This is a genomic window from Ekhidna sp. (assembly GCF_963691765.1).
In the GTDB taxonomy this organism is placed as follows: domain Bacteria; phylum Bacteroidota; class Bacteroidia; order Cytophagales; family Cyclobacteriaceae; genus Ekhidna.
The window spans coordinates 523,658-546,461 of sequence record NZ_OY829375.1; the positions used below are offsets into that span (position 1 = coordinate 523,658).

General features: G+C 37.0%; 25 protein-coding genes. 15 read left to right on the forward strand and 10 right to left on the reverse strand.

Annotated features, from left to right (window positions below):
• The first annotated feature begins 51 nt into the window (after positions 1–51).
• Complete coding sequence (locus ACY650_RS02495; RefSeq protein ID WP_462251399.1) at positions 52–435, forward strand: nuclear transport factor 2 family protein; 384 nt, start codon at positions 52–54, stop codon at positions 433–435.
• A gap of 64 nt (positions 436–499) precedes the next feature.
• Here ACY650_RS02495 and aroQ read toward each other — a convergent pair whose 3' ends face one another.
• Positions 500–919 carry a type II 3-dehydroquinate dehydratase gene (gene aroQ / locus ACY650_RS02500; RefSeq protein WP_462251401.1) on the reverse strand — a complete coding sequence of 140 codons (420 nt, stop codon included), beginning with the start codon at positions 917–919 and terminating at the stop codon, positions 500–502.
• 45 nt (positions 920–964) lie between these two features.
• Here aroQ and xerD point away from each other — a divergent pair, with 45 nt between their 5' ends.
• The 13 genes from xerD (at position 965) to ACY650_RS02565 (ending at position 13,194) form a co-directional block, all read left to right on the forward strand.
• Positions 965–1,864, forward strand: a complete 900-nt coding sequence (gene xerD, locus ACY650_RS02505) for a site-specific tyrosine recombinase XerD (RefSeq protein ID WP_462251403.1) — start codon at positions 965–967, stop codon at positions 1,862–1,864.
• Positions 1,864–2,892, forward strand: a complete 1,029-nt coding sequence (locus ACY650_RS02510; protein WP_462251405.1) for a quinone-dependent dihydroorotate dehydrogenase — start codon at positions 1,864–1,866, stop codon at positions 2,890–2,892. Before xerD ends, ACY650_RS02510 begins: the two co-directional genes overlap by 1 nt.
• 38 nt (positions 2,893–2,930) lie before the next feature.
• Entirely contained in the window at positions 2,931–5,486 is a 2,556-nt protein-coding gene (locus ACY650_RS02515; protein WP_462251407.1) for an FtsK/SpoIIIE family DNA translocase, read from the forward strand.
• A gap of 6 nt (positions 5,487–5,492) precedes the next feature.
• Positions 5,493–6,119 (forward strand): LolA family protein, encoded by a 627-nt coding sequence (locus ACY650_RS02520; RefSeq protein ID WP_462251409.1) that lies wholly within the window; start codon positions 5,493–5,495, stop codon positions 6,117–6,119.
• 78 nt (positions 6,120–6,197) lie between these two features.
• Entirely contained in the window at positions 6,198–6,443 is a 246-nt protein-coding gene (locus tag ACY650_RS02525) for an RNA recognition motif domain-containing protein (protein WP_462251411.1), read from the forward strand.
• Positions 6,444–6,554: 111 nt separating this feature from the next.
• Positions 6,555–6,770 carry a hypothetical protein gene (locus tag ACY650_RS02530; protein ID WP_350221002.1) on the forward strand — a complete coding sequence of 72 codons (216 nt, stop codon included), beginning with the start codon at positions 6,555–6,557 and terminating at the stop codon, positions 6,768–6,770.
• A gap of 100 nt (positions 6,771–6,870) precedes the next feature.
• On the forward strand, positions 6,871–7,683 hold the full coding sequence (gene pyrF / locus ACY650_RS02535; RefSeq protein WP_462251413.1) for an orotidine-5'-phosphate decarboxylase: 813 nt from the start codon (positions 6,871–6,873) through the stop codon (positions 7,681–7,683).
• 33 nt (positions 7,684–7,716) lie between these two features.
• On the forward strand, positions 7,717–8,985 hold the full coding sequence (locus ACY650_RS02540; protein WP_462251414.1) for a DUF2851 family protein: 1,269 nt from the start codon (positions 7,717–7,719) through the stop codon (positions 8,983–8,985).
• Positions 8,982–10,145, forward strand: a complete 1,164-nt coding sequence (locus ACY650_RS02545) for a hypothetical protein (protein ID WP_462251416.1) — start codon at positions 8,982–8,984, stop codon at positions 10,143–10,145. Before ACY650_RS02540 ends, ACY650_RS02545 begins: the two co-directional genes overlap by 4 nt.
• A 42-nt stretch (positions 10,146–10,187) precedes the next feature.
• The gene (locus ACY650_RS02550; RefSeq protein ID WP_462251418.1) at positions 10,188–10,823 is read left to right on the forward strand and encodes an acetyltransferase; all 636 of its coding nucleotides are present in this window, start codon (positions 10,188–10,190) and stop codon (positions 10,821–10,823) included.
• A gap of 65 nt (positions 10,824–10,888) precedes the next feature.
• Complete coding sequence (locus ACY650_RS02555; RefSeq protein WP_462251420.1) at positions 10,889–11,248, forward strand: carboxypeptidase-like regulatory domain-containing protein; 360 nt, start codon at positions 10,889–10,891, stop codon at positions 11,246–11,248.
• 89 nt (positions 11,249–11,337) lie between these two features.
• On the forward strand, positions 11,338–12,300 hold the full coding sequence (gene trhO / locus ACY650_RS02560) for an oxygen-dependent tRNA uridine(34) hydroxylase TrhO (RefSeq protein ID WP_462251422.1): 963 nt from the start codon (positions 11,338–11,340) through the stop codon (positions 12,298–12,300).
• Between the two features lie 33 nt (positions 12,301–12,333).
• The gene (locus tag ACY650_RS02565; RefSeq protein WP_462251424.1) at positions 12,334–13,194 is read left to right on the forward strand and encodes a nucleoside phosphorylase; all 861 of its coding nucleotides are present in this window, start codon (positions 12,334–12,336) and stop codon (positions 13,192–13,194) included.
• A 242-nt stretch (positions 13,195–13,436) separates the two neighbouring features.
• On the opposite strand, the gene ACY650_RS02570 is transcribed toward ACY650_RS02565, so the two are convergent.
• From ACY650_RS02570 to ACY650_RS02595, 6 genes are all read right to left on the reverse strand, one after another.
• A complete protein-coding gene (locus ACY650_RS02570; RefSeq protein WP_462251426.1) occupies positions 13,437–13,706 on the reverse strand; it encodes a hypothetical protein in 270 nt (89 codons plus the stop codon).
• A gap of 58 nt (positions 13,707–13,764) precedes the next feature.
• Positions 13,765–14,772, reverse strand: coding sequence for a glycoside hydrolase family 113 (locus tag ACY650_RS02575; protein ID WP_462251428.1), 1,008 nt, complete (start codon positions 14,770–14,772; stop codon positions 13,765–13,767).
• Between the two features lie 69 nt (positions 14,773–14,841).
• On the reverse strand, positions 14,842–15,624 hold the full coding sequence (locus ACY650_RS02580) for a queuosine precursor transporter (protein WP_462251430.1): 783 nt from the start codon (positions 15,622–15,624) through the stop codon (positions 14,842–14,844).
• Complete coding sequence (locus tag ACY650_RS02585; protein WP_462251432.1) at positions 15,614–16,537, reverse strand: ribonuclease Z; 924 nt, start codon at positions 16,535–16,537, stop codon at positions 15,614–15,616. The genes ACY650_RS02580 and ACY650_RS02585 overlap by 11 nt, the downstream gene beginning before the upstream one ends.
• A gap of 3 nt (positions 16,538–16,540) precedes the next feature.
• Complete coding sequence (locus tag ACY650_RS02590; RefSeq protein WP_462251434.1) at positions 16,541–16,912, reverse strand: STAS domain-containing protein; 372 nt, start codon at positions 16,910–16,912, stop codon at positions 16,541–16,543.
• Positions 16,913–16,918: 6 nt separating this feature from the next.
• Complete coding sequence (locus ACY650_RS02595; protein ID WP_462251436.1) at positions 16,919–17,857, reverse strand: phosphoribosylaminoimidazolesuccinocarboxamide synthase; 939 nt, start codon at positions 17,855–17,857, stop codon at positions 16,919–16,921.
• A 48-nt stretch (positions 17,858–17,905) separates the two neighbouring features.
• On the opposite strand from ACY650_RS02595, the gene ACY650_RS02600 reads away from it, so the two are divergent.
• A complete protein-coding gene (locus ACY650_RS02600; protein ID WP_462251438.1) occupies positions 17,906–18,733 on the forward strand; it encodes an alpha/beta fold hydrolase in 828 nt (275 codons plus the stop codon).
• A 677-nt stretch (positions 18,734–19,410) separates the two neighbouring features.
• Here the strand turns inward: ACY650_RS02600 and ACY650_RS02605 are convergent.
• The 3 genes from ACY650_RS02605 to ACY650_RS02615 form a co-directional block, all read right to left on the reverse strand.
• Complete coding sequence (locus tag ACY650_RS02605) at positions 19,411–20,418, reverse strand: 3-oxoacyl-ACP synthase III family protein (RefSeq protein WP_462251440.1); 1,008 nt, start codon at positions 20,416–20,418, stop codon at positions 19,411–19,413.
• A 92-nt stretch (positions 20,419–20,510) separates the two neighbouring features.
• Entirely contained in the window at positions 20,511–22,055 is a 1,545-nt protein-coding gene (locus ACY650_RS02610) for a hypothetical protein (RefSeq protein ID WP_462251442.1), read from the reverse strand.
• Between the two features lie 65 nt (positions 22,056–22,120).
• Entirely contained in the window at positions 22,121–22,720 is a 600-nt protein-coding gene (locus ACY650_RS02615; RefSeq protein WP_462251444.1) for a hypothetical protein, read from the reverse strand.
• Between the last annotated feature and the right edge of the window lie 84 nt (positions 22,721–22,804).

Here is a 22,804-nt window from a genome sequence, read left to right on the forward strand (position 1 = left end):
TTTACCTTAGGTTGACGATCTAAAAATCATGATGCAACAAAATCAATCTTTATGATAAATAAGGTCATAATTTTCATGCTAACATTCGTTACTCTTACCGGTTGCAAACAGTCAAAAACTAACATGGAGGATTTTCAGAAAGAAATTATAGAAAGCTACATTTCGTCATATAATTCATTCGATGTTGATGGCATGTTGAAAAATCTTAATGAGAATATTGTTTTTGAAAACATTTCAAATGGTGTGGTGGAAATGAAACTTGAAGGCATCAATGCCTTTAAAGATCAAGCAATAGCCGCTACTAAATACTTCCAAGAAAGGGAGCAAAAAATCACCTCATGGGAATTCAGTGAAATGGTAGTTTCCGTACAAATTGACTATCAAGGCATTCTTGCTATTGAACTTCCCAATGGAATGAAACCAGGAGCACATTAAAACTAAAAGGGAAATCATCATTTACCTTCCTGAAAAAGACAATCGTTAAGATTGTAGATGAAAGCTAAGAACGAATTAATTCTTCTATTCCAATTGCATAGCCTTCAAGGCCCATTCCATTAATAGATCCAATACATACATCTTTGACATAACTAACCTGTCTAAATTCCTCGCGCTCAGCTAGATTAGAGATATGAACTTCAAAAACAGGAGAATTGATACCAGATATTGCATCTCTTAGTGCAATACTTGTATGGGTATACGCTCCCGGATTGAAAACTATTCCATCAAAGCTAAATCCTACCTCATGAAGCTTGTCGATTAGTTCGCCTTCATGATTTGATTGATAGTAGGACAATTCACAAGTATTAAATCGTTGAACCAATTCATTGAAATAGTCTTCAAATGATTGACTACCATAAATCTCTGGCTCTCTTTTGCCAAGAAGATTTAAGTTGGGGCCGTTGAGGATAAGTATTCGCATTTGAATGTATCTGCGCTAATTTAGAAGCTTAAAATTTAATATCACTTGTCCTGGACATCCTACAGCAAACAATTTAAAAATTACCTCAAGCTAGAGCGATCTTTAGCACGTAATTCTGTTGATGCATATTTGGCGGATATCTCCAAGCTTCAGCAATTTTTTGAAATCAAAGAACGAGATGTATCTCCTTCCAAGGTCGTCCAACAAGATCTCATAGATTTTCTTGAATTCATCAATGAACTAGGAATGTCGGCTTACACCCAAGCTAGAATGGTCTCTGGACTCAAGGCTTTTTTTAAGTTTTTGGTATACGAAGAGATTATTTCAAAAGATCCTTCTGAATTGCTAGAAGCACCTAAGTTGGGTAGGAAACTGCCCGACACATTAGATCTTCCAGAGATTGAAGAAATCCTCGGTGCAATTGATATGTCGACACCAGAAGGCACACGGAACAGAGCAATGCTGGAAACTTTATACAGCTCAGGACTCAGAGTTTCTGAGTTAATAAATTTGAAGATTAGCAATATCCATGAAGATATTGGTTTTTTAAGAATCATTGGAAAAGGGAGTAAAGAACGCCTAGTGCCAATTGGAAGGTCTGCTTTAAAGCATATCAAAATTTTCAGAGACGAGGTAAGAACTCATATTGATGTCAAAGCTGGGTTTGATGATCACCTATTTTTAACCAAACGAGGTAAAGCGATAAGCCGAGTAATGGTATTTATGGTAATAAAAGACCTGGCCTCGAAAATTGGTCTAAAGAAAAATATTAGTCCCCACACATTTCGTCATAGTTTTGCAACACATTTGATCGAAGGAGGTGCGGACTTACGGGCAGTGCAGGAAATGTTGGGACATGAATCAATCACCACAACAGAGATTTACACGCACCTAGATCGAGACTATTTGAAGCAGATAATAACTCAATATCATCCACGTAGCTGATGTACAAACTTCTAAAACCTATCCTTTTCCAATTTTCGCCCGAAAAGGCTCATAAAATCACAACTAAACTTCTTCATCTAGTTCTTTTATTACCTTTTGGTAAGACCATAATCAGATCCCTTTTTCAATTGGAGGATGAAAAGTTAGCTAAGGAGGTTTTTGGCATTAAATTCAAAAACCCTGTTGGTCTTGCCGCAGGATTTGATAAGAATGCTGAGCTAATAGATGATTTTTCAAACCTTGGATTTGGCTTTATAGAAATTGGTACACTTACCCCCAAAGGCCAACCAGGCAATCCAAAACCAAGATTATTTCGACTCCCCAGTGATGAGGCCTTGATCAATAGAATGGGTTTTAATAACGATGGTGTTGATGACGCTGTAGAGCGACTTAAACACCGAAAGTCCAACATCATTGTAGGTGGGAATATTGGAAAAAATAAAGTAACTCCAAACGAAAACGCACTCGAAGACTATCTGATTTGTTTTGAGAAATTATTCGATCATGTAGACTATTTTGTCGTGAATGTGAGTTCACCAAATACACCAGGACTGCGTGAATTGCAGGAGAAAGAGCCACTTAAGAAGCTTCTTAAAGCGCTACAAGACGAAAACGGAAATAAAAAAACACCTAAACCAATATTACTTAAGATTGCGCCAGACCTAACCGATTCGCAACTTGACGACATCATTGCAATAACCAATGAATTGAATTTAGATGGATTGATTGTTTCCAATACAACAATCGATCGCTCAAACTTGACAACAGCTGATAAGAAGGTGTCTAATATTGGCGCTGGCGGTTTAAGTGGGAAACCAGTTTTCAACAAATCGAATAATGTGCTTAGGTATATAAGAAAGCACCTTAAAAACGTTCCAATAATTGCAGTTGGAGGAATTCATTCTGCGCAAGACGCGATTGCAAAATTAGATTCAGGTGCCGATCTCGTTCAGATATATACCGGATTGGTATATGAAGGACCTGCTTTAATAAAGCAGATCAACAAGGAACTACTTAAGCATGTTTGATCCAGCTAAAAACTCCATTACTTTTGGAAGTATAACCTATGGCACAAAACACGTATAAGAAGAAGTCAGAAAAGAAGGAGAAATCAAGCCTTAAATTCAATTTCATTACAGATAGAAAATTCCATTTATTCATTGGATTCTCATTGCTGTCAATCTCAATATTTCTAGGAGTTTCATTTATCTCATATTTAAGTACCGGACAGGCAGATCAAAGTGTTGTTGAAGCCTACACTCACACGGACATAAAAGAATCTGGAGCAGAAGTGCAAAATGTATTTGGACTCTTCGGAGCAATTGTCGCACACTACTTCATCTTCTTGTGGTTTGGAGTTGCGGCATTACTCATCCCTCCATTTCTATTCATAGTAGCCTATAAGATTATATGGTTTCGTGCCCTACTTCCAATTACAAAGTCGTTCAACTTTGTTGTCTTCTATTTGATTTGGATCAGTATGGGAATGGGATACTTTCTCCTCTCTCAGGAAGAAACCTCGATGTGGGGTTTTTTAAGTGGCGGCATTGGATATGAGCTTTCAATGGTTGCGCAGAGTTTAATGGGCTGGGGAGCAATTCTATTTATGGTATTCCTCTTTGTCGTGTTTAATATGTTCTTTTTTGACATCACACGCATGCCAGTATTTAGCGGCATCGTCCCTTCGTTCGAGAATTTGACTAATCAAATCAAATCGTTGATTCCAGAGAAAAAACCTAAGCAAGCTAAGTCTGCGGACATTTCATCTGTTTTAGATCAGATTAAAAAAGAAGTTGAGGATGAAGATGCAAATAAAGATGAGTCGGAAACTTGGGTAGTAAAGAAAATACCTTCAAATCCTGAATCTAAAAAGGAAAAATCCGATCCAGAATTCACTATAGACCTCCCAGAATTCAAAGAAGATCCTCCCCTTCCGAAAGAAGTTGAAGAGAAGGTCTTTGCCAAAAAAGAAGAAACACCCGCACCAGAGCCAGAGCCAGAAAGTAGCTTAGAGGAAGAAACTCAAAAGCCTAAGAACGAGGAATTTGAGGATATGTCTTTCGAAGTTGAGCAAAAAGAATTCGAAGAAGAAGTAAAAGAGGAATCTGTAAACTATGATCCTACTTTGGATCTCCCTAAGTATAAATTCCCTACACCTTCCCTACTCATCGAGTATCCTGAAAAAGATGTTACTGTTTCTAAAGATGAGCTAGAACAAAATAAGGATCGAATAATTGAGACACTTGTGAATTTCAAAATTGGAATCTCAAGTATTAAAGCTACTATTGGACCGACTGTTACCTTATATGAAATTGTTCCTGAGGCGGGCGTCAAGATTTCAAAGATTAAAAACCTAGAGGATGACATTGCACTAAGCCTAGCAGCTTTAGGTATACGAATTATTGCGCCTATACCCGGAAAGGGCACAATAGGTATTGAAGTTCCAAATAAAAACCGTGAAATGGTTGATGCAAGATCTGTTGTATCAACAGGGAAGTTCATGGATAGCAAAATGGACTTACCTGTAGTGCTAGGTAAAACCATTTCCAACGAAGTGTTTGTAACAGACCTTGCTAAGATGCCCCACTTGTTGATGGCAGGAGCTACTGGTCAAGGAAAGTCAGTAGGATTAAACATCATGCTGACCTCATTGCTCTACAAAAAACATCCTTCACAATTGAAGCTAGTTCTTGTTGATCCCAAGAAAGTAGAGTTAACACTGTTCAATAAAGTAGAAAAGCACTTTTTAGCTAAACTACCTGATAGTGAAGAGGCAATCATTACAGATACTTCTAAAGTGGTGAATACATTGAATTCCCTCTGTATAGAGATGGATAATCGATATGATTTATTGAAAAGTGCTGCTTGCAGAAACTTAAAGGAATACAACCAGAAGTTTACTGAGCGTAAACTAAACCCTAATAAAGGCCATCGTTTTCTTCCCTATATCGTGCTTGTAATAGATGAATTAGCCGATCTAATGATGACTGCTGGCAAAGAAGTTGAAACGCCAATTGCAAGACTTGCTCAATTGGCTAGAGCCATTGGTATTCACTTAATAGTTGCCACTCAAAGGCCATCTGTAAATGTGATTACGGGTATAATAAAAGCCAATTTCCCAGCTAGACTGTCATTTAGAGTGACATCTAAAATTGATTCAAGAACAATTTTAGATGCAGGTGGTGCGGATCAATTAATAGGTATGGGAGATATGCTTCTATCTATGGGATCTGACATGACACGTTTACAATGTGCCTTTGTAGATACCCCAGAGGTAGAACGCATTTGTGAATTCATTGGAGATCAAAGAGGATATGATGATGCATATCTTTTACCCGAATATGTTGGTGAGGGCGAGACCGGAATTGGAGAAGTTGATTTATCCGACCGAGATGCCTTGTTTGCTGATGCTGCTAGACTTATTGTAATGCACCAGCAAGGTTCTACATCATTAATCCAAAGGAAAATGAAGTTAGGTTATAATAGAGCGGGGAGATTAATAGATCAACTTGAAGCCGCAGGAATCGTTGGTCCTTTTGAGGGTAGTAAGGCTAGAGAAGTACTAATACCTGACGAACATAGTTTGGAACAATTATTGTCTGAGATCGAAATAAAATATTAAAAACTCATGAAAAAGCTAATCATCGCTACATTATCACTTTTCATCGTTCTACAAGCGAATGCCCAGTATGATCCTGCTGCCTTGGCTGTGTTAGATGCAATGAGTAATAATTACAAGGATATTGAGGCTTTTACTGCTTCATTTTCACAGAAATTGACCAATGAAAGTGCAGGCTTAGACGAAACCATATCTGGAGACATTGCAGTGAAAGGCGATAAGTTCGTCTTGGAAGTTGTTGGCCAGAAAATCTTCAACGATGGCAAAGATGTTTACACGTATAATGAGGAAATCAATGAAGTAACCATCAGTCCTTATGATCCTGAAGAGTCAGAAATCACGCTCAGCAATGTCTACGATCTATATAAGGAAGGATTTAAGTACATACTTACAGAAACAACTGCTTCAGGCGATCGAATCATTGATCTTGACCCTGAAAGTAGAGATAAAAGCTATTTTAAGATAAGAATGACTATAAATCCAAAGGATGAATTGAAATCATTTACTGTGTTTGAGCGTACCGGAAACAAATATGTTTATTCAATAAATACATTTACTCCAACGCAATTAAATGACAACCACTTCACTTTTGATACGTCTAAATACCCAGAAGTTGAGGTAATAGACTTTAGATAATCTTGATTATCAATAAATAACATACCTTTGCCTCGCTCAGAAACAAGTTTGGGCACTTTTTAATTATTATTTTTTTTAATGAACATTTTTGTAGCTAAGCTTAACTATGCAACTTCAGAAGACGCATTAAGACAAGCATTTGAAGAATTCGGAACAGTTGATTCCGCAAAAGTTATCATGGACAGAGAAACTCAAAGATCAAAAGGCTTTGGTTTCGTAGAGATGCCAAACGATGACGAAGCTAATCAGGCTATTTCTAGCCTAAACGAGACTGAATTAGATGGTAGAACCATCGTTGTAAAAGTAGCAAACCCAAGAGGGTAAGCTTATACAAGCAGATTCTAAGTTTTAATATTATATACTAGCTCGTGTGGAAACTTTTCCACACGAGCATTGTTTTATATAATTGTTAAGTACACATAAAATTTTATTGATTTGGCAAGACCCGCAACTACTCCCGTTAAACTTAAGGACGGATATTATATAGAGCTCCGACATAAAGGTGAAAGAAAAGGAATTAAACTTAGAAGTGAGACAATTCCAGAATTACACCAGTCTATCAAGAAATACGAAAAGCTTTACGACATTCACTTTTATGGTGAAGTGAAAAAAGGAAAAGTCGTAAACGACAAGCTTCCAGAGCTTAAATAACACTCGATCTTATTGTCGAATTCAGAATCCCCAATAGCGGGATAGGGATAATTGTGCCTATATATTTTCCTTATTTTAGCCAAAAACTCTACTGTTGAGTATGAAACGTCTACAGCTTTTCGAAAATATTAGAGAGAAAGAATCTTTTCTGTGTGTGGGATTAGATACTGATATCAAGAAAATTCCTGAATATCTACTTTCATCAGAAGATCCAATATTCGAATTCAATAAGCAGATCATAGATGCTACCCATAGGTATGCAGTAGCCTACAAACCAAACACCGCATTTTACGAAGCACAAGGATCAAAAGGTTGGGAATCACTGCAAAAAACACTTGAATACATTCCTGAGAATATTTTCACCATTGCAGATGCGAAACGTGCTGATATTGGAAATACATCATCTATGTATGCACGAGCATTTTTCGAAAACATGAACTTCGATTCGGTTACCGTGGCGCCGTATATGGGTTCAGATTCCGTAAAGCCTTTTTTAGATTTTGAAAACAAATGGGTCATCCTTCTAGCAGCCACTAGTAATCCGGGAGGAGCTGATTTTCAAAACTTATTTCTCGAAAATAATAAGAGACTTTACGAACAAGTGATTGAATTGAGTTCTACATGGGGCAGTTCCGAAAATTTAATGTATGTAGTGGGGGCAACAAGACCTGAGGCACTTGCAGATATTCGCAAACTCGTACCTAATCATTTCTTACTCATTCCTGGCGTTGGTGCACAAGGCGGGGATCTAAATGCAGTTTGTGAACATGGAATGAATAATCAATGTGGTTTGTTAGTCAATTCTTCCAGAGGAATTATTTATTCTGACAGCTCGAAAGACTTTGCGTCATCAGCAGGTATACAAGCTAAAAAAATGCAGCAGAAAATGGCTGAGCAACTTCAGAGGATTTAATCCTCAACATATCTTGGGCGATTAATCATCGCCATGGACGAGAAGTTTCTTCATTATATCTGGAAATATCAAAAGTTTAAGACATCAAATCTTAAACTCACCAATAAGCAAACTTTAAAGGTATTTTTCCAAGGAAATCACAATTTCGATTCCGGCCCTGATTTCGAAGAGGGCAGGATTAAAATCAATGATATTGAATGGGCAGGACAAATTGAAATCCATATCAATTCATCTGATTGGCTAAAACATGGGCATCAATACGACCCAGCATATGAAAGTGTTATCCTTCATGTAGTCTGGAATCATGATGCAGATATTTTGATTCATGGTGCTCCTTTGCCAGTACTAGAACTAAAAAACAAGATCAATTACGAGCTTTTAACTAAGTACGAAAGGCATATATATTCCAAGGACCAAATCCTTTGTTCCAATCAAATATCTTCTATTCCTAATTTAAAAATTAAAGGAATGCTAGATCGCGTCATGGTGGAGAGACTTCACTTAAGAGCGACCCAAATACTTGCACAATTGAAAAACACTGCCAATGATTGGGAGCAAATAACGTATCAATCCATCGCTACAACTTTTGGATTTTCTACCAATAAAGAATCCTTTATAAAACTTACAGAAATCCTCCCCTACTCAAACCTCAAAAAGACCCTTTCTAATCAACTTGCAGTAGAAGCATTAATTTTTGGTCAGTCAGGATTTTTGCATGAAGCAAAAGATAAGTATCAGGAAGAGTTGAAGTTTGAATTTGAATTTTACTCAATGAAGTATCAGCTTAGAGACCCAATGTCTACAACTAATTGGAAGTATGGTAAGCTAAGACCTTCAAATTTCCCGACTGTTAGGCTAGCTCAATTAGCTTCACTTCTTCACCTCCAACCACAACTTTTTGACTTCCTAATCAAAACTGAATCTATCGTTGAAATAAATAAAAAGCTCAAAATCAGTGTTAGTTGTTACTGGCAAACGCATTACGACTTTGGTAAAGTGAGAAAAAGGCCGTTTCAAAAGTTAGGGAAAGCATCTTTAAATGCAATCATTGTCAATTCTGTAATCCCATTATTGGCAGCATATGCTAAATATGTGGGTGAACAGAAATACATGGATAAAGCCATTGCCTTACTTGAAGCACTCCCTTTTGAGGACAACAGAATCACCAAACAATGGAAAGCGCTAGGCTTAGAATTTAGCACTGCATTTGATTCTCAAGCACTTATTCATCTTTATAAAAACTATTGCCTCAAACGAAGGTGTCTTCATTGTAACTTTGGCGTAGAAATTCTAAATAGGTGATTTTCTGGATAATTCATATAGCTGTAATAGGAGTACTATCCTACACTGTTCAAGCGCGAATGAAAAGTAGTTTTCATCCCCTCCTTTTTTGGATTGGACTCATAATTAAACTTTTTAGCGGAATCCTGCTGGGGTATTTATATTTTGAATATTATGGTCAAGGTGATACAATACATTTATTCGAACTTGCTAAATCTTACAGCTTAGAGAGTATTCAAAATCAGCCACGTGAAAGATTCTTTGTATGGATTATAAGTCCAATTGTATGGCTTACGGGTGGATCTTATTGGATTACATCTATATGGTTGTCGTTCTTAGGTTTTCTTGCTTGTTGGTATGCCACTACAAGTCTATCTGAGATCTTCCCTGAGATTAAACTGCCAATAGCTACATGCCTCTTATTAGTACCAAGTGTAGTTTTTTGGTCTTCAGGTATATTGAAAGATACTGTGAGTTTTAGCGCTTTAGTTTTAAGTATTGTACTGGTAGTTAAATTGTATCGCAATCAAAGGCTCCTATTCATAGATTTAATCCTCTTAATTTTTTCCTTGATACTGCTCTTTAAAATCAAGCATTACTTACTAATCACGGTTTTAATCTTTAGCTCCATTTTAATTTTTTCCATTCTACTTAGGAAGATAAAAACTAGACTAAAGTGGCCGCTTGCAATTACTGTATTAGCTATAATTCTAATCTCGACACAGTTTATTCATCCCTATTTAAGAGTAGATAGAATTGCCCAAACGATTTATGAGAACAATGAGGCTATAGCTTCACAAACTAGCCCGGAAAATAGGATTATAGTATTGGAGAATGAATCATTCATGTCTCTCATAAACAAAGTACCAATTTCAATTTATACTGGTCTACTCCGGCCAAGTATATTAGACAGTACCTCATCACTGGGCTGGGTACATAGAATAGAAAATTTCATTCTTACTGTGCTCATATTTTTATCTCTAATGCTGATAATTAAGGAGAAGCATGAGTTTGATCTACCACTCTTATTTTCTTCAATTTTTTGTATTGTCCTCTTAGGAACTTTACTTCCTCTCACTTCTCCAAATTTTGGCACTTTAGTACGCTATAAAAATGCCTATTTCCCTTTTATACTTCTAATAAGTAGCATTCTTCCATATCGCTACCTTTCTTCTAATTAGGATTAATTATCGCTATTTTTGCGGCCTCAACTTCAAAAAAACATGGAAAAACCAGTAATAATTTTCGGTTCCACTGGATTAGCTAAAGCAGCGCTAGAAATATTCAACTCTAACAACATTGTAGTATACGGATTTCTAGATGATGATGAGATGACGCACAATACAGAAATTAACTCAGTATCTGTATTAGGCGCAACAGATGATCACGGATTCACCAAACTGATTGGTCAGAAATGCGAAGCATTCGTTGCTACCGATGATAATTCCTTACGAAAGGAATATGTCGAGTATTTGATGGAAACGAGAAAGGTAATGCCCATGAATGCTCTTCATGAATCTGCATCTATTTCTGACTCATTTAGCATTGGTCACGGCAACTTTATTAATGCTGGCGCGATTCTATCAAATGATTCAAAAATGGGTAATCACAATGTCATAAATTCCAAGGTTGTAATTGAACAAGAAACTGAGTTAGGCGATTTAGTCCAAATTGGTGCAGGATCCATCATCAATACCAAAGTTAAAATTGAAGATGAGGTGTTTATCGGCTCTGGTGTTACCGTTGTAGCTGGAGTAACTATTGGCAAGGGGGCAAGAATTGGAGCAGGCTCTGTGGTCGTGGGTGATATAAAAGCAGGTCAAACCGTATTTGGAAATCCAGCTGTCGAGGTTAAGTAAATTGTATTTTTGATAGGATTAGTTAGATCAGCTAAATTGTAGGTATTAACCTATACCTAATCAAAATGAAAATCGCTTCAATCGCTGCATATCTTTATGTAATTCTTTTTTTTATCGGAACGCCAAATGCTGTGTCTCAGGATGCAAAAACAAAGCTTTTGGTGACTGTAATTGATGGATCTGGAAGCAATGTTTCAGAGGCCGACATCATCATCTATTCATCTGAAGAAGATTATTTAAATAGAGAAAATAGATTGATAAAGGGAAAAACAGATAAAAAGGGACGTTTTCAATTTAAAGGTCTTCAAGCCGGCTCTTACTATTTAGAAGTTAAAAAGGATAGCAAGAATAACAATAACGAAAATCCTGAAACAGGCTTATTATCTCCCAATAAAGTCAATAGGGTAATTGTTGTAATCAAATAATTGACTTTATGTTTTCCAATTTTGACGTTTCTTTCCAAAGAAGCTAATTTTGCAATATTAACACCCTGCTGAAACAGGGCTCGGTTATTATGGAAAAACACTACGTATTACTCTATTACTGTTATAGTAAGATCGAAAACCCTGAAGAGTTTAGGGAAGAACATCACAAATTTTGCTTAGGCCTTAATCTTAGAGGTCGTATCATCGTTGCATCAGAAGGGCTGAATGGGACCGTTTCGGGATCTCAAGAAGCCTGCGAAAAATACATGGAAGTTGTTACCAGTGATCCAAGATTTTCACATACGGAATTCAAAGTCGATGTAAATGATGAGCCCGCATTCGAGAAAATGCATGTAAGAGTGAAACCTGAAATTGTTCATAGCTCACTTATTAAAATAGATCCAACTAAGAAAACTGGAGGATATGTTGAACCAGAAGAATTTAGGCAAATCCTAAAAGAAGATGATGAGGATACAATAATTCTAGATGTTCGGTCTAATTACGAACATATGATAGGAAAATTCAAAAATGCCTTAACTCTGGATATTGACAATTTTCGAGACTTTCCAGAAAAAATTGAAGAACTAAAAAAATACAAAGACAAAAAGATTGTAACGTATTGCACAGGTGGAATAAAATGCGAAAAAGCAAGTGCATACCTTCTTGAACAAGGATTCGAAAATGTACATCAGCTTCATGGTGGGATTATTAAGTACGGTCTTGAGGCTGAGGGAGAAGATTTCGAAGGAAAATGTTATGTCTTTGACAATAGGATTGTAAAAGAGGTTAATTCTGTCAATCCTTCCGTAATAGCAAAATGCTACATTACTGGTGAGCCTTCAGATCGGATGGTAAATTGTGCAAATCCGCATTGCAATAAGCATATTCCTATGAGCGACAAGGGTGCAGAAGTGTATAAAGGGTCCTGCTCAGAGGAATGCATGAACAATCCTGACACACGACTGTATGATGGTTCTGGGTCCTATCAGAAAAAAATGAACGGATATAATCCATACAAAGGGCTGAAAAGGAAAAAAGATCAAGTTTCCTAGTTACCTTTAGGAAGCTTTAGATCCAAACCATCCATGCCTCACAAATTTTCTGAGACAGATCTTATTCTAAATCCAGACGGAAGTGTCTATCATTTGAGTCTTAGACCAAAAGATATTTCGGATAAAATAATTGTCGTTGGTGATCCTGGAAGGGTACACAGAGTATCTCGTCATTTTGATTCAGTAGAGTTTGAGATGAACAAAAGAGAATTCATCACTCACACAGGGAAATACAAGGGTAAAAGACTGACAGTCATCAGCTCAGGAATGGGTACCGACAATGTCGAAATACTCATGACGGAACTTGATGCATTATTTAATATTGATCTTGTTCACCGCGAACCAAAGGCTAGAAGAAAAAAACTTCAAATAATACGAATCGGAACTTCTGGTACAATCAGAGATGATATTAAAGTTGGCAGTCATCTATCTACAGAATATGCCATTGGCTTAGATACCATCTTACAATTTTATGAATACAAGCATCGAGGCGTCGAAAAGAGAATAATTAAGAAACTGCGTGAAGAACTTGATCTACATTATACTCCATATTGTTTCAAAGGATCTACTGGACTGTTAGATAAATTTAGAGATTGCACCATCGTTGGAAATACAGTTACTTGTCCAGGATTTTATGCACCTCAAGGCAGAGAAATTCGAATCCCAATTCGCTACAAGAATATTATTGATAAAATGCAGTATTTCCACGAAGAAGATGTGTGGCTTACCAATCTTGAAATGGAAACTGCCGGCTATTATGCTTTTGCCAAACTTCTGGGCCACGAAATGCTTAGTCTCAATGCCATCATGGCCAATCGTATTAAAGGTCAATTTGTCAAAGATCCCAACAAGGTCATAGACAGTCTTATCAAAAAAGTACTTGATCGGATATAGATATTTATTGGTGAGTTTGAAGAGCTAGAATTGTTATCTGCAACATGATTCAACCGAATACTTATGCATTGGAATTCCATTAAAAATCAAACCTAAATCACTTTCACTAGCTTCAGTTCATATTGTACTATCAATCTCAGGACCTTGATCTTTGACTTTAATTCTGGCCTGGATAACTATTAGTTACTATTCTTTCAAGATCGCGATGCTCAATCCTGTGAAAAGTCTAAGAAGTGAATAGTCTATGGTTTAAATAGGGCTCCAATAGCTTTATTGATGGCAGCAGCAGCATCATTCATATGATCTCTAGCCTCTCCCCACTTTTCACTTGAATCAGATGCCTTATTTTTCAATTCATCCTCAAGTTTGTCCTTCTGGATTTTCAGTTTTTGAATCTGATGCTCCATATCCTCAGAAACCTTCGCTCCTGCTTTTTTAGTTTCAGCTACCAGATGATCGATTTTCTGACCTAACTCGGCCATAACGTCTTCTACATTTCGCTTCTCTTTCATAAGAAATAGGTTGATTATGAAATTTAATACTTCAGTTTGAAAGAAAAGCATCGACGGACTATTTCTTTCCGTACCATCTCGCTATTACTTCTTCAGCTTTCTTATTTTGAGGAGTCCACTCTGTACCTTTCCATCTATCATTTCGGGAAGTAAAATGCCACTTCCACAAAAATCCACCAGCAAACCAGCGCTCTTGCATTAGCGCTCGATAGGTAGCTTCGTATGCATCTGCTTGCAATTGCTCATTAACATATTCAGGCGATTTATTGAGTTCCCAATGCTTACCAGCAGCCCCATTAGCACTTTGAAAACCGTATTCAGTAAATAAAATAGGTTTGCTCCATTGGCTGGAAAACGATGATAGTTTATCCTTGACGGGCTTCCAACCCTCTTCAATAGCTGCAATAGAGGGATGATCTCCTTCCACAAGAGGGAAGTATGCATCAATTCCGATGTAGTCTACTGCATTCCACCAGGATATATTTTCATAGTTGTCCCAATTAGAAGCATAGGTAATCTTCCCTGAGTATACTTCTCTTATTTCTTTAATTAAACCTCTCCAATATTCTGGTCGCTCCTTAGCCGGAGTACGATATTCTGTCCCAATACAAAGTAATTCTACACTCAATGAATCGGCCACTTTTGCATAGTTCATTATATACTTAGAAAAGTCTTTCTCCCATTTTCGCCATTCATCTTCTGTAGAAAGATCAAAATCTCCAGTCCATCCCTCTCCCATTACCCAAACATGAGGCTTTAGCATCACCTTAAGATTATGCGACTTTGCATATTGAATCAGCTTGCATGATCCATCTTTTCGCTCCCCCCACCATTGTCCATTATGATCAAACGAAACGTTTGGCTGCCCCTTTCTCGAGAATCCGTAAGGGATCACTGCTACCCATTCTGCGTTAATTCTTTTCACACTACCCATATCATCTTCAGAAATGGCTCTAGGTGGATTTACAAGGCTTACCCCATAGATAAGCTCGTCTTTACCCGATGGTAAAATGACCATTGCTGCTACTCCGAACGCCAGAAATATTAATATGATGGACAGTCGCATGTTTGAAAGATACGATAGGATGGTTTGAATATTGTAGAAGGTATAAACGTTTTCAAAATCTGATATCGTTTAAAAACTACTTTGACTTGCTTCTTCTTTAATTCTCTCTGCTTCTTCTTTTCCCAAATACCTATCTATTAGATAATGGCCAAGGTAAATAAGTGGAGTAAGTGATATAGCTACGATAAACTTATATATATAGTTGAGAGAACCGACAGAAATCACCTGCGAAAACTCCCACCGGCTATTTGCAGGTGCCAGTACATAAAAAGCAATTGCAAGGACTACAAAACTGTCAATCAACTGAGAGATTAAAGTTGAACCTGTAGCCCGAAGCCATATCATCTTCTCACCCGTAATCTTCCTAAGACGCTGGAATACGATAACATCTAAAATCTGTCCAATTAGAAATGCGATAATTGATCCTATGATAATGCCTAATCCCTGAGTATATATTTTATTGAAGGCAAAATCTACATTAAAGGGTTTTCCTTCCAGATCAACATTATTTACTTCAAGCCAAAAAGCTGCAGGACTAAGCTTGGTGACAAGCCAAATCATTAAGAATGCATACATGATGCAGCCTACTGCAATGAAGCTAATTTTTCTAACGCCCGCTTTTCCAAAATACTCATTAATAATATCTGTCGTAATAAAAACGACAGGCCATATCATGACACCAGCTGTTAGATTAAAATCAAGGATGTATCCAAAAATATCAAGATTGGCTGGCTCCCATCCGAATGTTTCTTCGAGCGAAAATATTTTAACACCTATCAATTCAGCAAGAATTGCATTCGTCAGAAAAATAGCACCCAGGATGATGAATAGATTTTGTTTCTTATTTCCCATCGACAACGAATTTGGTTCCTTCAATTGCTAATTCTGAATTATCAAATACTTCTTTCGCTTCATTAATAATGGGATCCAATTCCTTGTACCTCGCTGAAAAATGTCCAAGAATAAGCTTACCAACTTCAGCGTCTTTTGCAAACTGCGCTGCTTGCTCAGCTGTCGTATGGTAGGTCTGTATGGCTCTCTCTTTCATATCATTCGCAAAAGTAGCTTCATGATATAAGAGATCTACTCCACGAATTGTTTCTACAAGTTCCGCTCTTAACCGTGTATCAGAAAAATAAGCATAGCTGTAGCTAGGATTAGGGTCTAGGGTGATAAGCTTATTTTCATATTTGATCGATCCATCAGCGTTCTTAATATCTTCTCCATCTTTCAGTCGCATGATGTCCAAATTGGTGAGATCGACATCAGGAAGAACTTTTCTATTAATTCTTCGCTTTTTCGGCTTCTCTCTAAACAGGTAACCTGAACATGGCACTCGGTGGTCCATGGGTAGGGTTATTACAGTAAACTTTGGATGGTCCATTATCAATTCAGATTCTCCTGGAGTGAATTCTATGAACTGAATATGAAAATTCAAGGACGTTTCTGAATGCCGTAATTGAAGCTGTAATATCTCTTTTAAACCGGGTGGGCCTACTAACAGCAACTCTTTTTTTCTGCCAAAAAGATGCATAGTTGACAACAAGCCAATCAAGCCAAAGTAATGATCTCCATGAAGGTGAGAGATGAAAATATGGTCGATTCGTGAGAGTTTGACCTTATGCCTTTTCATCAGCAACTGCGTACCCTCTCCACAGTCTATTAAGAAATGCTGATCTTGTAGTTTAAATATTTGCGCAGTATGATGCCTGCGATGCGCAAACGCAGCAGAATTAGATCCTAGTATTAATAGTTCAAGGCTCAAATTTTATTCTGCTGAGCCTTGACCTCTATTGATTTCTGTCATCAATACAACATCTGCAGCTTCTTCTTGACCTGCAACAATTGTCATCACTTTATCAAGCTGACTGATTGAAATCAACTTCATAACGTGATCGGTCACATTATAGAGTACAAACGCCCCATTATCTCCAAAAGAACGATTACCAACAAGAAGAGCACTTAGACCGCTAGAATCTACATATTTAACTCCTGCCATATCTACGATCAAACTTTTCACACCGTCTTGAGCTAAGTTCATGAATTCTGATTTTAGTTCGGGTGAGATAGTAGAATCAACTTTTTCTTCGTTGATTTTGGCCATTGAATAGTTCTCGTATTTGTCTACTGTAAATTCCATAATTCTTTATTCTACAATTTGTGCTATTTCCTCTTTTATTCGGGCTAATTTATTTGAGTATTCGTCCTTAACAAACTTTTCGCCCGAGATGTTCTCATAAAGTTCAATGTAACGATCAGAAATCATCTGAATTCGTTCCTCTGGAATTTCAGGGATTTGCTGTCCTTCCTTCCCTTGAAAACCTTCAGATATTAACCATTGCCTTACAAACTCCTTTGAAAGCTGCTTTTGTGGTTGATTGTTATCCAACAAATCTTGATAAGGTTCTTGATAAAAATACCGAGAAGAATCTGGAGTATGTACTTCATCGATTAAATAAATTTCATCATTGAACTTCCCAAATTCATATTTAGTATCCACGAGTATTAAGCCTCTCTCAGCTGCTATTTTCGTTCCCCTCTCAAAAAGCTTACGTGTATAATCTTCTAGTACTAAATAATCCGATTCAGATACTATTTCTTGCCTAAGTATCTCTTCGCGAGATATATCTTCGTCATGCCCTTCATCGGCTTTCGTTGTTGGTGTGATTATCGGCGAAGGAAATTTTTCATTTTCCTTCATGCCCTCAGGCATAGGAACTCCACACAGTACCCTCTTACCATCTCGATATTCTCTCCATGCATGGCCAGTTAGATATCCTCGGATGACCATCTCTACTTTAAATGGAACACATCTTTTCCCAAATGTCACATTTGGATGAGGTGAACTCTCAACCCAATTAGGAACTATATCGCTAGTTGCATCTAAAAACTTAGCTGCTAGCTGGTTTAAAACTTGACCTTTATACGGTATTGGTTTAGGTAAAACAACATCAAATGCTGATATTCTATCTGTGGCTATCATAGCCAGTTTTTCACCAAACTCATATACTTCGCGAACCTTTCCGGTGTATTTTCCGGTTTGTCCTTTAAATTGATATTCTGTTGAAATGATGCCTTGTGACATAGACAGCAAATATAGCTTGATGAACACGATTGCATGAACACTAGCGTAATGAAAAAAATTATCCTCCTCTCTCTAATCATATCAGCTTGCGAGTTTAGAATCGAAGATTCGGAAGCTCAGGAAACACTCGATTCTATTGACATCCAATTTGGTGACTTAAATGTTGACGATAGAAATATGCACTATGCATATATGGATCAAAACAAAGACACTTTGATTGCCTTCGTACATGGCTCTCCAGGGTCATGGAGTGCATTTATTGACTTCTTTAATGCAGATTCATTGCTCAATAGATTTGACATGTTGTCAATTGATCGAGCTGGGTTCGGAAATTCTGGTTTTGGAATTGCTGAACCATCTATGCAAGTTCAAGCATTTCAGATAAATGAAGTTTTGAATCAGTTTCCAAGTAAGAAGAAAATTTTAATCGGTCATTCATTAGGAGGGCCTGTGGTATCCCGAATGGCAATGGACTTTCCCGATCAGTACATAGGTATGATATTAGTAGCTCCTTCCATAGACCCAGAAATGGAAAAAGATGAATGGTATAGAAAGGCAATTAATACTAAAGTAGGAGCATTATTTACTCCAAAAGAATTTGAGGTTAGCAATGATGAGATAATGCCTCTAAAGAAAGAATTGGAAGATATGTTGCCTCTTTGGGAGCAAATAAAAATACCAACTATCGTCATCCAAGGTACGGATGATTCGTTGGTACCAAAAGAGAATGCAGACTTTGCAGAGAAAATGCTTCCCGATACATTATTGACGGTGAGCCTATTGGATGGAGCCAATCATTTTATCCCATGGTCACATCCTAAGGAAATAATTAAGGCCATTCAAGACTTATCGAATGGCCAGGGTTATTATCCATAGCTTAGACGCTAAGCGTCTTTTTCATAAAGGTTTCACATTTTTCTCTGCTGCCTATATATAGGATACTAAAGCCTTTCTTTACCATCCAATCACCTGTTTGTGATTTTGTCAACCTTATCCGGTCTTTATCATTTTTTTTGCCTAGTAGTCTAAAAAAATTCATAGCTGTATGATTTAAAATTGAATCTTTCAAATAATAAACATGAATATAATAATATTTTATTATAAATAATCATATTTAATCTAATAATATTTCAATTTTTAAACTGTAAAGACAAATAAAAAGGCAATACCTGGTGAGATGCATTGCCTTCTGTGAGTTATCCTATCGCTGGATTATAGTGCATGACTCATATAAGTCTCGCATTTGTCTTTAGGTCCAATGTATAATACAGTAGATCCTTTTCGTACTACCCATTCCCCGCTGGCTTCTTTTTTTAATTTAAGCTGGTTTTCATCTGTTGATTTTCCGAGTAGAGTTTTTACAAATTTCATTTCGCGTTATAGATTATGGTCGTTTTATACTTTGATGAGAACAAATTTAACTATTCTAAGTCAATAATTAAAATAATTAAATAAGTTCTTATAATAATGCAATTTATAAATTGATAAAACTATTTTAATCGATAAAAACGTACGTTTAGTCCAATTGAAGAATTATCAAATGATGTAAGTACTTACCATTTAATGAGGGACGATGCCCAAGTAAAGCCACTACCGAATGCTGCAAGACATACCAGATCGCCTTTTTTAATCTTACCTTCTTGCCATGCTTCACTCATAGCTATTGGAATTGATGCTGCTGTAGTATTGCCATATCTCATGATATTATTGTATACCTGATCATCAGACAACTTCATCTTTGCTTGCACATATTGACTGATTCGAAGGTTCGCTTGATGCGGTACAAGCAAGCTTATATCTTCTGGCTTTTTATTATTGGTTGCCAGTGCCTCACCAATAACTTCCATAAACCTTGTTACTGCATGCTTGAAAACGAAATTTCCATTCATATAAGGATAGTAACTGGAATCTTCTGGATCTCCGTCAGCAATAATCTCAGGCACCCATCTTCCAGTATTTGGGCCAATAAGTGCTAATTCTTCAGCATGTTTACCTTCTGAATGAAGATGTGTAGACAAAATTCCTCTATCTGGATCTTCACTGCGAGATACAACTGCTGCACCAGCGCCATCACCAAAAATTACTGTAACTCCTCGCCCCCTATCCGACTTCTCTAAACCACCAGAGTGGTTTTCAGCACCAATGACTAAAATATTCTTATACATCCCAGTCTTAACAAACTGATCAGCTATAGATAGACTGTAAACAAAGCCTGAGCATTGATTTCTGACATCCAGTGCGCCTATCTCTTTTATTCCTAGCTGCTCCTGAACCATCACACCAGGCCCCGGGAAATAATAATCCGGACTAAGGGTCGCAAAAATGATAAAGTCAATATCATCAGGAGTCAAGCCAGCGTTTGATATCGCCATACGAGCAGCCTTGGTGCCCATAGTAGATGGACTATCTCCTGTTTTCGGATCAATCCACCTGCGTTCCTTGATACCTGTTCGTTCAGTAATCCATTCATCACTAGTGTCCATTAACTTGGACAGATCTTCATTGGTCACAACATTATCGGGTACATAATGTCCAAGACCTGTAATACTTGATGTATACATGCTGTTTATTTTATAGATCTAATATACTAGAAGAGAAATAAATTATGACAATCCGAGGGTCTTAGACTTGATGTAAGTCATTTTACCTAGAATTAGTTACCATCATCATTGAGGTAAAAGTCCTTCAGATATGTGGTGTTTGCTCCCCCAGTTGAGTGTATTTCAAAATCATTGAGATTTAATGTTTTGCCATCCATCTTTACTTCTACCTTGTACACATCGTCTGCATTAATGATCATTTCATACTGACCTTCTTCATCTAGTGGAGAGAAAAAATACATATCAGTATACTCTACCGGTCGAAAGAAAATTCTAGCATCCGTAACCGGCTTTCCTTCTGGTTCTTCTAGCAAGCGGCCTTTTATTTTAACCGTATGAATTTCCCAGAAAAAGAAAATATCATAATCACCGATTGTGTGTAACCTGTTGGATGTGAAATATCCAGACATCTGATCATTATTAAGCTTAAAATGAAGCTCATCATCTGGTGAGTTTACAGGGAACCCCATGTTGACAGGTTCCGACCAAGTCAGTGTTGTTGTATCAAACTCTGATTTAAAAATATCATATCCACCCATTGTCTCATGTCCATCTGAAGCAAAGTATAGTGTTTTTTCATCCGGACTTAGGTATGGACTATCCTCGTTATACTCGCTATTGATTGTGGTAGCAAAAAGAGCCGGCTTGCTCCAGTCGCCAGTCACAGGATTTCGTATGGACTGAAAGAGATCCAAGTTTGGTTCTTTTTTAGTTCCAACGTCTTTGGCAAAGATGATTCGGTCTTCGTGCTCATTGATAAAGAAATGAGAACTTAGATGCGTTGACGATATTTTACTATCAAACTCACGCGGAACAGACCATCCGGTTTTGCTATCAGTAGGTTCACTATAAAAAAGATCGCCCCCCTTATCAGTCCTAAATTGAAAGAGTCGACCGTCTTCAGCAACCACTTCAATATTTGAATTATCTCTTGAAAATACCCCTACATTGTATATTACTTCAGGGTCAGACCATGATCGACTTCCTTCATGTCTTGTATGATAGATTTGAAATTGATCTGGATTCGAATCATCTCTATTTGATAGAAACAGCAATTCCTCATTCTCTGAAAAATAAACTGGACTAAGTTCTGCGTACTTCGTATTCAATCCCTTTTCTAATAAATGAATTTCATAGTAGTTGGGATTATCCATAAATTTTTTAGCGGCGGTTGCCCAGCTAATCCATCTACGAGCTTCGCTTAATATTTCATCACTTTTTCTGGCTGGGAGCTGGATAAATTTTTTCAAGGATTCAATAGCCTCTTCAAATTCATATTCCTTCATTTGAATTCTACCTTTCCAGTAATAATAGAATTTATCTACTTCAGCCATTTCTGCCTCATATTCATTAAATGGCTCCATATTCTCATATTGAGTAATGGATAAAAGCTTACAGATTTCAATTTTATACATAACATCCTCATATCCAGAATCAAGTTCTTGAATAGCTAAATATTGAGGCAATGCTTCAGCGAACTTCTCCTCATAAAATGTTTCCTCTGCCTCGCTGTATAATTTGTATGATCTCTGCGCTTGTATTCCAGTAAAAACCATTGGTAGCAGAATGGTGAATAACAAACGAATTCCTTTTAACATATAACTGCTTTCTAATTCTTGTACAAGTTTAATTAATTAACCCTAAACCTCTATAAATAAATAAGTTATTGATTAAAATAACCAATTCGAATTCCAGCTGCAATAAATAATCCTGAAAAATCACTTGATGCAACCCTGGTCAAATCCAGCTCATTCATTTTTTGATAGCCTGCTGAGAGTGAAGGTCTTATGTATCTCATTTTTGCCAACTCCCCCGCAAGACTAAATTTCACTAGACTAAATTCATCTCGTAAAAAATTTTGACCGTCTTCTTGATTTCTCCAAACCATATCACCTCTATAATATCCTACTTTAGCGATTATACTCATCCAGTTCTTTTCATTCAATTGATATCCTAAATCAATACCGCCATATCTATACTTCAATTCAAAAGTGTTTGGGAAAATTACAAATGACTCAACTGAACCTTGAAAATCATTTCGACTAAACCCTAACATCCAACGTTCATACTGAATTCCAACACCTAAAACACTAAAAATGTTGTGATTTGGTGTACTTGCTTCCCAACTAATACCACCAGTCAAATATGCACCTAGAAAATGTGTTGGAGGTTCTATATTTATGGTATCAATAGCTACACTGTCCAATTCTTGTGCCGTAGCAAAGCCGAACCCAAAGCATAATATCCAACATATTTTTTTCATATTTATTAATCTTATGTGCTAAAATTAACAACAAGATGCAACCCCTCTTCCCTTTCCTAGTCTTTACATCGAACTAACCTAAAA